Source organism: Eubacterium callanderi (assembly GCF_900142645.1).
Lineage (GTDB): Bacteria > Bacillota > Clostridia > Eubacteriales > Eubacteriaceae > Eubacterium > Eubacterium callanderi.
This window is the reverse complement of the sequence record NZ_FRBP01000005.1, coordinates 290,928-303,594: the sequence shown is the minus strand read 5'-3', so window position 1 is coordinate 303,594 and position 12,667 is coordinate 290,928. Positions and strand designations below refer to the sequence as shown.

Sequence of the window (12,667 nt, the reverse complement as noted above, 5' to 3'; positions counted from 1 at the left end):
GGCTTTACTACACGCAGTATTTGGTGCGCCTGCAATACGGGCGCCGGTGCTTAACGTGCTGTCAATGAATGTTTTTTATTTATTTGTTTTCTGTTTCAAACTTCTTCATGAAGTCGATGAGTGCATCTACGCCTGCCATTGGCATTGCGTTGTAAATGCTGGCGCGCATACCGCCGACAGTGCGGTGGCCCTTCAGGTTTTCAAGGCCTGCTGATTTGGCTTCCTTAACAAATTTCGCATCCAGCTCTTCGTTTCCGGTTACAAAAGGCACGTTCATTAAAGAGCGGTCTTCTGGAACAACGGTTCCCTTGAACATGGCGCTGTTGTCCAGGAAATCATACAATTTCGCAGATTTTTCTTTGTTAAAGGCTTCCATGGCTGCAACACCACCCTGTGCTTTTACCCAGTCGTAAACAAGTTTGCAGATATAAATGCCATAGCACGGCGGGGTATTGTAGCAGGAGTCTGCATCCACATGTGTCTGATAATTCAGCATGGTCGGTGTCATGTCCATAGCATGTCCAACGAGGTCTTTACGGATAATGACCGCAACCACGCCGGCCGGTCCCATGTTTTTCTGAGCGCCAGCGAAGATCAGTCCGAACTTGGACACATCATATACTTCAGACAAAATATTGGAAGACATGTCTGCGATCAGCGGCACATCGCCTGTTTCCGGCAGATTGTCTGGTCTGAAGCGTGTTCCGTAAATGGTGTTATTGACACAGATATAGAAGTAATCCGCATCTTTTCTGAAGGTTGCAGCATCCAGCCTGGGGATGTAAGAAAATGTCTTATCCGCAGAGGATGCAACGGCCTGAGCGTCACCATAACGTCCGGCTTCCTGGAAAGCTTTTTTAGCCCAGTTACCAGTGATCACAAAGTCAGCCTTACCGGTGTTTGTCATCAGGTTTAACGGGATCATGGCGAACTGTGTAGAACCGCCGCCCTGTAAGAACAGGATGTCGTAATTGTCCGGCACGCCCATCAATTCCTTATACAACGCCTTAGCGTCAGCCAAAATTTCAGCAAATGCAGCAGAACGGTGGCTCATTTCCATGACAGACATTCCGGTTCCACCATAGTTGAGCATTTCTGCTGCGGCTTTTTCAAGCACTTCTACCGGCAAAGCAGATGGACCGGCAGAAAAATTGTAAACTCTTTCCACTATAAATTCCTCCTAAAAAATTGGTATGATTTCTGCATCATTTTAGGTGCATTGTATAATTATAAATTAACCGCTCTCCTTTTTCAAGATAAAGTAAGCAATATTCCTGTTAAATCAGCATTAAAACCTTTGCAGTTTTTCCGGATTAATCCTCTGTTAAACACAAAAGCCCGGCGCAGTTCTGCGCTGGGCTTTTTACTTTCTTTATTCAATGGTCACCGTTGTCCTGGCGGGTGTGATACTCTTAATCTGGTCAGATGGAAGGGATATCTGGATCGCGACCTCCTGGTCACCCTTTCCGAGACCATTCAGGTCAACGAAAGCCTTGATGTTATCCGCTGTCAGCTTGTTAAGCTCGGTGGCTGTACCGCTCAGCTTCACAACTACCGAAGAATCCTTTACCTTGGCGGCGGTGAGCCCCTGACCCACATTTCGGGTCTCGATACTGCTGATCGTAAAGCTCTTTTCAATAATCGGTTCAATATTGACAGTGACAGTGGCTTTATTCCCATTATCCAGGAAAGAAGCCCCATCCGGCAGCTTCAGGGTAACCTCCTTTGTCACCGCTTTATTGGCCCCTGAAACATCCACCGGATCAATCTGAATGTTCTGAATAGTGTCCAGAACCTCCTGCTTGGCGCCGACCATTTTCTGGGTCGGGTCAACGGTCACGCTGGTCACCTTGTAGCCAGACTGGGGGTCACCCGTCGTTGCCGGCGGGGTGATGTTAACCGTTTTGGTCTTACCCACCTCAATATTAACGCGGACAACATCCGGCTCGCACTCAACGCCGCTGACAATATTTCCATCTTTATCGTAGGGTGTCACTTCCAGCATTCTGGAGGTATCCTCGGTCAGGCCATTTACATTGGCTGTGACCGCAATTTTATCAATGGCCGCAATGCGGTCTTCCGCGCCGGTTACCTGAACCTTTTCTGTGCTGGTGGCTGAGATCACAGCATTATCATTGCCAGGCTTACCCTGCGTAATGACCTCTACATTCTTTTCGGACTCAATAACGTTGTCCACTACCAGATGCAGTGTGCTTGGATTAACCTCTTTCAGAATAACGGAGTTGGACAGCCCCTTGATGACAATCTCAGGGTTATACTCGCCCTTTTTATCGATATCTTTCATATCCACTTCTGCGGTGATCTCATTGGTATTGATCTCCTGGAGACTCCGGTCTGTCCCCTGCACACGCAGGTTAACATAATAATTACGGTTATCCTCAAGCACCAAATGCTTTTCCTGCAGGGTTTCCATATTTGTAAAGGTGACTGGAATGGCGTTGATATCCTGGGGAACAATATCATTGCTGTTCCCATTGATGAACAGCCAAAGGATAATGGCCAGGACCGCTGAACTCAGCAGCCTTATGGTTTTTTCATTGATTGATATCTGTTTCTTTTTCTTCTTCGTTGCCATCTTTTTTTCCTCGGAATTTAAAGAATCCTTTTTCACTGTCATTTTCGTCATCCTTTGCCATAAAACGGTCTGTTAAGAGCTGCTCAACCATCGCCGGCGTCATGTTCCGGGTCAGTGTGCCCTTTTCCGTATATGAAATGGTACCCGTTTCCTCTGAAACGATGATGGTAATGGCGTCAGATTTTTCCGAGATTCCCAGGCCTGCCCGGTGTCTGGTTCCCAGCTCACTGCCCAGATAACGGTTGTCGGATAAAGGCAGCAGGCAGCCCGCCGCCCGGATCTGGTTTGTCCAGAGCTTCACCACCATTGCGCCGTCATGGAGCGGCCTGTTTGGTGTGAAAATATTTTCAATCAGCTCCTGACTGATGTCTGAGTCCAGCTCAATACCCGTATCCACAATGTTGTTTAGCCCGGTGTTCATCTCGCAGACAATCAGCGCGCCGATATGCTCCTTTGAAAGGTTCCCCACAGCCCGGCTGATCTCCCCGATATCGTTCAGCATCCTCGCCCTGTCACGGTTGCTTTTCCTAAAAACCTGTTTAAAGGCTCTGTTATTTCCCAGCTGCTCAAGGGCAGAGCGCAGTTCGGGCTGGAACACCACCACAAAAATGATGAACGCGAAGGTAAACATGCTGTTGATTAAGTAGTTCAACGTTGTAAAACCCAACCAGTTGCTGAGTGGCGATAGAATCAGTAAAATAATGATCCCTTTTGCCACCTGCTCTGCTTGGGTACCGCGTATCCACATCAAAACCTTGTATATTAAAAAAGTAATAATGATAACTTCGATGACGCTGCTGACTGTTATTCTTGATTGTATATATAAACGTAGTTCTTCCATACCGTTGTTATCCCCATATGTAGTATGCATTTATTATACACTATTTTTTCTTAAGTTATAACCAGATTTGAACAAGTTTTTTTCATTTTACAATTTTGATACACTTCTTTACAAAAATAACGTTTACAAATCCAGAAAAGGTGGTATAATAATATCATAATCAATTACAAAGAAGATTACTTTAAGTGTTTCTACAGCATTGTAGCAAACGTCAAATAAAAGAATTAGAAGCCACAATCTCGCAGCCGAGGTATACTGGTAAGTTCATCATATTTTATTTGAAAAAGAATCTATCCGAGTGAATTGATAAAATTTACAGGAAAGGGGTGAGACCACCAAAAATGCAAACTGAACCAAAGAATTAAAACCGGTTCCATCGTACAAAGGTACAGAAATATGGAGCCGGTTTTAATTTTTTGATTGATGCAAAGGAGCACTTCTATGAAAAATCATCTTTTTTACCTGATCCCCAAAAGTGACGTCATTTTCTTATATAACCATCAATCCTTCGAGGAGGCCTATGACCTGTTCCTGAAAAGCGGCTACACAGCCATGCCGGTTATTAATAAACGCGGGCAGTATGTTGGCACGATTTCAGAGGGCGACCTCCTGCGCACGCTGGCCCTGAGCATGGAGCATCCCGAGATCGCCTTAAAGGACTTTGCTGTCAAGGATATTGATTTTAAAACAAAGGCCGAGGCTGGCCGTGTCGACGATTCCTTCGAGACCATCCTGGAGATGGCCACCCACCAGAACTTCGTCCCACTGGTCGATGACCAGAATGTATTCATCGGCATCCTGCGCAGACAGGAGCTGATTAAAGAGCTGCTGAATTACCTCAAAGAAATCGACGCGCCCATCGAGGGGTAAGTAAAAACCCGCATTGTCATTTTTACGGCAACGCGGGTTTTTTATTCTTATTCCATTGTGAGAATCAGTTCGCCGGACTGGACGCTCTGTCCTTCGGACACATAAATTTCTTTAATTTTTCCTGCGGCGTGGGCCACAATTTCTGTTTCCATCTTCATGGCTTCAACGATGATCAGCGGCTGGTTTTCAGCCACTTCGTCACCCTCATTCACCAATACCTTCAAGACAGTACCAGGGATGCCAGACCCAATTTCTTTTGGATTGTTTTTGTCTGCCTTGAGCATGGTGCTTTTCTCTTTGGAGAACAGGCTTCGCTTATCTTCGATATAAATTTCACGGCGGAAACCATCGACCTCAAAGAGGACAGGACGGTAGCCTTCTTCGTTGGGCTGCCCCATCTTAACCATACGGATAATAAAGCGTTTCCCCTTATCCACCTCAACCTCAGCGGTTTCACCTTCCTTGAGTCCATAGAAGAAAGCGTGCGTATCCATACGCATGAAATCGCCGTAATCCTGATAAAATTTCACATAATTTTTAAAGACCTTGGGGTACAGCGCCGCACTCGTGACCTCGCGTTCTGCCAGCTCAATGCCAAACTCATCGCGGTATTCTGCACGGATCGCCTCAAAATCTTCCGGCGGGAGCAGGGTGCCCGGACGGACGGTGATGGGTTCAATGCCTTTCAAAACAATTTCCTGAAGCTTCGGATCAAAACCGCCCTCAGGCTGGCCAATCATCCCCCTGAAATAATCCACAACTGAATTTGGGTAAGCGAGATCCTTTCCCTTGTCGTAGATATTATCCTTGTCCAGACCATTTTGTACCATAAAGATCGCCATATCCCCAACCACCTTGGAGGATGGGGTAACCTTGACAATATCACCTAAAAGGACGTTGGCTTCCATATATTTCTGCTTAACTTCTTTGAACTTATGGCCGAGACCAAAGCTTTCGACCTGGCTTTTCAGATTAGAATACTGACCGCCTGGAATTTCCAGCTTGTAAATTTCCGCACTTCCGGATTTCAAGCCAGATTCAAACTTACCGTAAACCTGACGGGTTGTCTCCCAGTAATCGGAAATCAGCTGGAGATCGTCCTCGCTCATGCCCGTATCACGCGGGGTATTGGCCAGAGCCGCAACCACAGAGTTTAAGGACGGCTGGCTGGTCAGGCCGCTCATGCTGCTGAAAGCCGCATCGGCGATATCTACACCTGCCATGGTGGCCATAAGAATGGCCGCGACGCCGTTGCCCGCAGTATCGTGCGTGTGCAGGCGAACCGGGATCTTCACTTCTTCCTTCAGGGTTTTGATCAGCTTGAATGCTGCTGCCGGTTTTAACAGGGCAGACATATCTTTAATGGCCAGGATGTGCGCACCGGTTGCCTCAATTTCATGAGCCATGCGCACATAGTAGTCCAGATCGTATTTTATTTTTTTAGGGTCCAGAATATCGCCAGTGTAGCACATAGCGACTTCGCAGACCTTGTCGGTTTTCAGGACTTCCTCGATGGAGACCTTCATCCCCTCCATCCAGTTGAGGGAGTCAAAAATACGGAAGACGTCAATCCCGCCCTCGGCGGATTCTTTGATAAACTTACGCAATACATTGTCCGGATAGTTTTTATAACCGACCGCGTTGGCCCCGCGCAGCAGCATCTGGAACAGGATGTTTGGAATACGCTTGCGCAACTCGTCCAGTCTTCTCCATGGAGATTCCTTCAGGAAATTATAAGCTACGTCAAAGGTAGCGCCGCCCCACATTTCCAGTGCAAAAATATCCTGTCCAAGATAGGCGGTTTCCTTGGCGATCTTGATCATATCGCGGCTGCGGACACGGGTGGCAAACAGAGACTGGTGCGCGTCGCGCAGTGTGGTGTCGCCCAGAAGCAGCTTGTCCTGGCTCTGAATCCATTTAACCAGGCCATCCGGACCCTGTTCATTCAAAATCTGCTTGGTACCGCGAAGCTCGATGCCTCTCGGAATTTCTGGGATTTCCGGTTCATCAAAATCCGGTTTGTTACCAAAGGTTTCATTGACAGCCATTTCGCCAAAGTAACGGATCACGTCGTAGGCCTGGCTCTTTTCTGCCTGAATATTGAACAGCTCAGGGTGATCGTCAATGAATTTGGTATCACAGTTGCCGCTCTTAAACATATCGTGTTCCAGAACGTTGATCAGGAAGTCCTTGTTGGTCTGAACACCCTCGATCTGCATTTCCTTAAGGGCACGAAGCGCCTTGCGGCGAGTATCCTCAAAGGTTCTGGAATAAGAGGTGGATTTCATTAAGAGGCTGTCATAGTAAGGGGTGATCTCGCCGCCGGTAAAGCCGTTGCCGGTATCGAGACGGATACCCGCACCACTGGCGGTACGGTAAACGTCCAGACGGCCCGTATCCGGCATAAAATGGTTTTTGGGGTCCTCGGTGGTAACACGGCACTGGATAGCATAGCCGCGGCTTCTGACGCCTTCCTGGCTCTTGATGTTAATCTCATCCGAATCCAGTGGATAGCCCTCAGCGATCATGATCTGGGACTGAACCAGGTCGATACCTGTGACCAGTTCGGTAACAGTGTGCTCTACCTGGATTCTCGGGTTCATTTCAATAAAGTAATGATCGCCTTTTTTATCCACCAAAAACTCAATGGTACCGGCGTTGCGGTAATTGACCGCCTTAGCCAGCTTCAAAGCATCGGCGCAGATGGCCTGACGCTGTTCCTCGCTGATGCTGAGCGACGGCGTAAACTCGATAATTTTCTGATGGCGTCTCTGGATCGAGCAGTCACGTTCAAAAAGATGGACTACATTGCCATAAGCGTCGCCCAGAATCTGGACTTCAATATGCTTTGGCTCTTCCAGATATTTTTCAACAAAGATGGTGCCGTCGCCAAAGGCCTTGGTAGCCTCACTCATAGCCGAATGGTATTCCTTTAACAGGTCCTTTTCATCGCGAACGATACGCATACCGCGTCCGCCGCCGCCGGCTGCAGCCTTAAGCATGATCGGATAACCCGCCACCTTTGCAAATTCCGCCGCCTCTCTGTCTGAGGTAATGGGCTTTTCGACACCCGGAATGGTGGGCACATTAACGGATTTAGCCACAATTTTAGACTGGATTTTATCGCCCATCTGTTCCATCATGGTGTGGGTCGGTCCGATAAAGGCAATCCCTTCCTCTTCACAGCGTCTGGCAAACTCAGGATTTTCGGACAGGAAGCCATAACCTGGATGGATGGCGTCCACTTCCTTTTTCTTGGCCAGGGAGATGATCTTGTCCATATTCAGGTAGGCTTCGACCGGACCGGTAGTACCGGTAATCAGGTAAGCCTCATCCGCCTTGGAACGGAACAGAGACATCTTGTCCTCCTGGGCATAGATGGCAACTGTCTGGATACCAAGCTCCTGGCAGGCACGAATAATACGAATGGCGATTTCGCCGCGGTTAGCAATCAATACCTTGTTAAATTTTTTCATTTGCAACTCTCACTTCACTATAAAATTACAGCCTGCCGCGCTTGGTTAAGCGTGACAGACCAGTGCATAAATATTTATTGTTACTCTATTATATATAAACCTTCAGCCAATGAAAAGAAAAATTTTTGTTATTTAAGATAAAAACAAGTGTTTTTATTTGAAAAACACCATTTTTAAACCATCTTCGTATCCTGTTCATCAATATATGCCTGCTGAACCCTCTTGCTCTGGTCCATAACGGCATGGATAAACTCCGTATAATATTTTTTATAATCCGCGTTTTCTAATTTTTCTGTGTGCTTTTTTACGACCTCTGCCTCCCGTTTGGGATCGAATATTTCTCCATGATTTGTGAATTTATATTCAGCTACCTGGTAAACAAGATCGAGCCGTTCCTCAAAAAGAGCGCGCATTTCCGCGTCTACTTCATCAATACGCACCCGGATTTCTTCAATTGATTTCGCCATATTTACTCCTCTATACTAAAAAATCCAGCATACAAAGCGCTGTGACCGCCTCCACTACCGGACAGGCCCTCAGGACAATGCAGGGGTCATGCCTGCCCTGTATCTCAATTTCAGCGTCCTTTTTAGCGGCCATGTCAATGGTCTTCTGGGGTTTTGCGATGGAAGCCGTAGGCTTAAAGGCTGCCCGATACACGATGGGCATGCCGTTTGTAATTCCGCCGTTAATTCCGCCGTTGTTGTTTGTTGTTGTCTTAACTCTTTCACCATCCATATAAAAAGGATCATTGGCCGCAGAGCCACGAAGACTGGTGATATCAAAGCCCAGTCCAAATTCAACACCTTTTACCGCAGGCACCGAAAACAGCAGTGCGGACAACCGGCTTTCAACGGAATCAAACAGCGGGTCACCCACTCCGGCCGGCATACCTGTTATGTAGCCCTCGATCACACCGCCCACAGAGTCCTGATCCTTAATGGCCTCAAGGATTTCATCCTTCATCGTCTCCTCCAGTGTCTTTGTATACAGTGGAAACAGCGGGTTTTCATAACAGAGCGACGCGTATTCCTCAGGCTTCAGATCTCTTTTATCCTGAACGCTGCCGATGGATAAAATCCGGCTGCCGATTTTAACCCCGGGAGCGATCTGAGAAAGCGCCTCCCTGGCGACAGCACCGGCAAAAACGATGGGCGCCGTAAGACGTCCTGAAAAATGGCCGCCTCCCCTGTAATCCTGAAAACCGCCGTAGCGCATCCAACCGCTGTAATCGGCGTGCCCCGGGCGCATGAGATCCTTTGTCCGGGCATAGTCCTTTGAACGGGTATTGCCGTTTCGGATAATCCCGGTAAGCGGAGTGCCTGTGGTTTTTCCTTCAAAAAAGCCACTGACAATTTCCACCTCATCCGCCTCCTTACGCGGGGTAGCCAGGCGGCTGCTTGCGGCGGCTCGGCGTTTCATTTCCGCTGCAACTTTCTCCAGGTCCACTTTCACGCCAGAAGGAAGACCATCAATGGTTGCTCCAATGGCAGTTCCGTGGGATTCCCCAAATACTGAAACTTTGATCTTATTCCCCCAGATCGAACTCATGGATAACACCTCCCATTTTCTTAAAATCTTCCCAGAAATCCGGATAAGATTTTCGTACACTCTCGGCGCCTGTTATCGTGAGCTTATCCTCACAGGCGAAGCTGGCAATGGCGGCCGCCATTGCAATACGGTGGTCGTTGTGACTGTCCACCACACCCCCTGTAAAATGTTCAACGCCTTCAATAGTCATCCCCTCAGGATGTTCCGTAAGTTTTGCCCCCAGAGTGGTCAGCACTTCATTCATGGCAGCCAGCCGGTCCGACTCCTTAAAACGCAGGCGGGCCGCGCCGACGATCTCTGTCGTCCCCTGGCTCAGGGCTGCCAGCACAGTGAGCACCGGTACCAGATCCGGACATTGTGAAACATTCACCACAGCACCGTGAGTGCTCCCCGGTTTGGTCACATAGCCTTTTTCAGTCTGGGCTACATTCCCCCCCATAGCCTGAATGATCTCAATAATGGCCTTATCGCCCTGGGATGAAGCGGACTGCAAATCCTCACAATCCGTTTTTTTGCCCAGGATACCGCCTACCAGCCAGAAAGCGCCCTGGGAAAAATCACCCTCTACCCGGTAATCCCGGGCCATATACCGCTGGTTGCCAGCAATGCGGAACAAGTGGTAATCCTCATTGACCACGGCAATACCGAACTTTTCCATAACATCTAGTGTAATGTCAATATAAGGCCTGGATTCCAGCGGCGTAGTGATTTCGATGACCGAGTCTCCGTCAAGCAGCGGCAGCGCAAACAGCAGGCCTGTAATAAACTGCGAAGAAATGCTGCCGTTCAGGCGGTAAGCGCCCGGCTTTAAAGTGCCCGTAAAGCATAGAGGCAGTTCCTGGCCTTCGGTCTCTTTCTGATAGGTAATGTCCTGTTCCTCAAAAATATCGTAATAAGGCTGCATAGGCCGCTCCACCAGTCGTCCGCGGCCAATAACCCTGGAATTTCTGGCTTTTAATGCCAGCAGCGGAATGATAAAACGCAGAGTGGAGCCAGACTCAATACAGTCAATGGTCTTGCCCTCTGTGTCCGGATGGCTCACACCGGTGATCGTCAGGGTAAAGCGCTTCTCCTCATTCTCTTCATATTTGATCTCTGCTCCCAGGATTTCCATAGCCTTACAGGTCGCGGTGATATCATCGGACAAAAGAATGTTGGTGATCACGCTGGTCCCCTGTGACAGAGCCGCGCACATAACCGCCCGGTGGCTGACGCTTTTGGACGGAGGAATACAGATCGTACCGCCCAGCTTTTTAGGTGTAATTTCGACTTTTTTCATGCTGTCCCTTTCTACTGAAATAACTGAATGGCCTGATCCTTATGGATTTTTACGATCTCTGCCTTGCCAATTTTAGTGATGATGCACATATTTAAAACGTCATTCTCAAATTTTTTATCCGAATACAAAATTTCCTTAACACGGTTCATATCCATTTCCGGCATTTCGTAGGGAAGACCGTAGGTTTCCAGAATCAGCTGAAGGTTTCCAAGGGTCTCTGGCGTGGTAATCCCCTCCCGCACGCTCATTTTAGTGATCTGGTACATGCCGATGGCTACCGCCTCACCGTGTGAATATTCCTTGAACTCAAAGTAGGATTCAATGACATGGCCGATGGTATGGCCGAAATTGAGAACACGGCGCAGGCCTTTTTCCTTTTCATCACTTTCGACCACATTGCGTTTGATTTGGACACACTTGGCAATAATTTCTTCCATATCCTCCAGCAGGTCCTCCTGGTACTCAAAACCCATAAGTCGGACAAAAAGCTTCGCAGAGCTGATGCAGCCGTATTTGATCACCTCGCCCATACCGTCCGTCAGGTAATGGTCCTCAAGCGTATCCAGAAACTGCGGATCAATGATTACTGCTTTGGGCTGATGGAACGCGCCCACCAGGTTCTTGCCAAAGCCCAGGTCTACCCCTACCTTTCCGCCCACACTGCTGTCCACCTGGGCCAGCAGGGAAGTTGGAATCTGGACGAAATCAATGCCGCGCATAAAGGTAGCCGCGCAGAAGCCTGCCAGGTCTCCGACCACGCCGCCGCCCAGGGCTACGATGGCATCGGAACGCGTTATGCCCATATCCATGAGCTGATAGTAAATGTCCTCCACCTGAGCCAGACTTTTAGATTCCTCTCCTGCCGGAATCACAATGGTATATACAGACACACCCAGGCTTTTGATCTGCTTTTTCACATTGCTCAGATACAGCTTGGCGACATTTTTATCGCTGATAATGACAATGCTACGGTAGCCGCCAAAAATTTCATCCATCTCAAACAGATGCTCCTTCAGGCCATTGCCGATCATAATTTTGTACTGATGCTTGTTTTCAGTCGTACAGGTTAATTCCTTCATGATTTCGCTCCTTTATCTATAAAATACTGTATGCAATTTCGCTGATTTGAATAATTATTATATCATACTTTTACTAAAGTGCGTGGAGAACCTTACCGTAAAGCATTTCAAACTTCTGTTTATTGCCTGAAATTTTTATTACAATTATCAAGAAAGCTTCAAATTAAGAAAACTTCGTTGCATTTTACGGCATAATCCGGTATGATAAACATATAAGCAACCAGGTTGACTATAATGTTATTTACCATTTACCGCGGGTATATAAAATAAAACAATGATAACAAGTAATTTACCATAGAAAGGAGTCTTTACTATGTATGAAGAACCTAAAGGACCAATCGAAACTCTGGAAGAGGATCTGGAAAAAACCATCAAACACTGGTGGATGTTTTTAATTCTCGGTATTCTTGCCATCGGCGTGGGCATCTGGCTGTTTTTCACTCCCATGCAGGGGTATGCGGCACTGACGGTATTCTTTGCCTTAACCTTTTTAATCTCAGGTCTTGCCTCTATTTTTGTCACCATCTTTAACCGTAAGGCCATTCCGGCCTGGGGCTGGAATCTGGTATCCGGTATTCTCATGCTGGTGCTTGGGATTATTCTGGTGGCAAACCTGAATCTTTCCGCTGATGTGCTGGCATTTTACGTTGCCTTTGCGGTAATGTTCGGCGGCTTTAATACCATCGGCTATGCCTTTACCACAAAATCCCTAGGCGACAGCGGCTGGGGCTGGAACCTGGCATTGGGTATTCTGGTTGTCATCCTGTCCATCGTCCTCCTGCTGCACCCAGTATTCACAGCACTGACCATCACCATCTGGACTGGTATTGCCTTTGTGAGCCTGGGCGTTTCATTCTGCATGCTCGCATACCGGTTATCCAAAACCAACAGCCTGCTGAAAAAATAAACGGTTATAAAACCCCGGAACGAATGTCCCATTGGTTCCGGTCTTTATCATCGTTTAAGTAAGAGAGG

General features: G+C 47.7%; 10 protein-coding genes. 2 read left to right on the top strand and 8 right to left on the bottom strand.

Annotated features, from left to right (window positions below; genetic code table 11):
- Positions 1–79 precede the first annotated feature (79 nt).
- The 3 genes from serC to cdaA form a co-directional block, all read right to left on the bottom strand.
- Positions 80–1,168 (bottom strand): 3-phosphoserine/phosphohydroxythreonine transaminase, encoded by a 1,089-nt coding sequence (serC, locus tag BUC22_RS08460; protein WP_013379065.1) that lies wholly within the window; start codon positions 1,166–1,168, stop codon positions 80–82.
- Positions 1,169–1,372: 204 nt separating this feature from the next.
- Entirely contained in the window at positions 1,373–2,596 is a 1,224-nt protein-coding gene (locus BUC22_RS08455) for a CdaR family protein (RefSeq protein ID WP_227929787.1), read from the bottom strand.
- On the bottom strand, positions 2,556–3,437 hold the full coding sequence (gene cdaA, locus BUC22_RS08450; protein WP_013379062.1) for a diadenylate cyclase CdaA: 882 nt from the start codon (positions 3,435–3,437) through the stop codon (positions 2,556–2,558). Before cdaA ends, BUC22_RS08455 begins: the two co-directional genes overlap by 41 nt.
- Before the next feature lie 441 nt (positions 3,438–3,878).
- Here cdaA and BUC22_RS08445 point away from each other — a divergent pair, with 441 nt between their 5' ends.
- Positions 3,879–4,307: a CBS domain-containing protein gene (locus BUC22_RS08445; protein WP_013379060.1), complete on the top strand. Its 429-nt coding sequence runs from the start codon at positions 3,879–3,881 to the stop codon at positions 4,305–4,307.
- Positions 4,308–4,354: 47 nt separating this feature from the next.
- On the opposite strand, the gene BUC22_RS08440 is transcribed toward BUC22_RS08445, so the two are convergent.
- The 5 genes from BUC22_RS08440 to aroB all read right to left on the bottom strand — a co-directional run bounded on the left by BUC22_RS08440 (position 4,355) and on the right by aroB (position 11,692).
- Positions 4,355–7,783, bottom strand: a complete 3,429-nt coding sequence (locus BUC22_RS08440) for a pyruvate carboxylase (RefSeq protein ID WP_013379059.1) — start codon at positions 7,781–7,783, stop codon at positions 4,355–4,357.
- Positions 7,784–7,956: 173 nt separating this feature from the next.
- Complete coding sequence (locus tag BUC22_RS08435; RefSeq protein ID WP_013379057.1) at positions 7,957–8,250, bottom strand: chorismate mutase; 294 nt, start codon at positions 8,248–8,250, stop codon at positions 7,957–7,959.
- Positions 8,251–8,260: 10 nt separating this feature from the next.
- Positions 8,261–9,334, bottom strand: coding sequence for a chorismate synthase (aroC, locus tag BUC22_RS08430; protein WP_013379056.1), 1,074 nt, complete (start codon positions 9,332–9,334; stop codon positions 8,261–8,263).
- Positions 9,312–10,613, bottom strand: coding sequence for a 3-phosphoshikimate 1-carboxyvinyltransferase (aroA, locus tag BUC22_RS08425; protein ID WP_070081130.1), 1,302 nt, complete (start codon positions 10,611–10,613; stop codon positions 9,312–9,314). Before aroA ends, aroC begins: the two co-directional genes overlap by 23 nt.
- An 11-nt stretch (positions 10,614–10,624) precedes the next feature.
- Positions 10,625–11,692, bottom strand: a complete 1,068-nt coding sequence (gene aroB, locus BUC22_RS08420; RefSeq protein ID WP_013379054.1) for a 3-dehydroquinate synthase — start codon at positions 11,690–11,692, stop codon at positions 10,625–10,627.
- A 313-nt stretch (positions 11,693–12,005) separates the two neighbouring features.
- Here aroB and BUC22_RS08415 point away from each other — a divergent pair, with 313 nt between their 5' ends.
- Positions 12,006–12,599, top strand: coding sequence for an HdeD family acid-resistance protein (locus BUC22_RS08415; RefSeq protein WP_013379053.1), 594 nt, complete (start codon positions 12,006–12,008; stop codon positions 12,597–12,599).
- The last annotated feature ends 68 nt before the right edge of the window (positions 12,600–12,667 follow it).

Bases quoted from the DNA above. Each gene is read 5' to 3' on its own strand.
- BUC22_RS08455 (WP_227929787.1), bottom strand. From the start codon at position 2,596: ATGGCAACGAAGAAGAAAAAGAAACAGATATCAATCAATGAAAAAACC.
- cdaA (WP_013379062.1), bottom strand. From the start codon at position 3,437: ATGGAAGAACTACGTTTATATATACAATCAAGAATAACAGTCAGCAGC.
- BUC22_RS08445 (WP_013379060.1), top strand. From the start codon at position 3,879: ATGAAAAATCATCTTTTTTACCTGATCCCCAAAAGTGACGTCATTTTC.
- BUC22_RS08440 (WP_013379059.1), bottom strand. From the start codon at position 7,783: ATGAAAAAATTTAACAAGGTATTGATTGCTAACCGCGGCGAAATCGCC.
- BUC22_RS08435 (WP_013379057.1), bottom strand. From the start codon at position 8,250: ATGGCGAAATCAATTGAAGAAATCCGGGTGCGTATTGATGAAGTAGAC.
- aroC (WP_013379056.1), bottom strand. From the start codon at position 9,334: ATGAGTTCGATCTGGGGGAATAAGATCAAAGTTTCAGTATTTGGGGAA.
- aroA (WP_070081130.1), bottom strand. From the start codon at position 10,613: ATGAAAAAAGTCGAAATTACACCTAAAAAGCTGGGCGGTACGATCTGT.
- aroB (WP_013379054.1), bottom strand. From the start codon at position 11,692: ATGAAGGAATTAACCTGTACGACTGAAAACAAGCATCAGTACAAAATT.
- BUC22_RS08415 (WP_013379053.1), top strand. From the start codon at position 12,006: ATGTATGAAGAACCTAAAGGACCAATCGAAACTCTGGAAGAGGATCTG.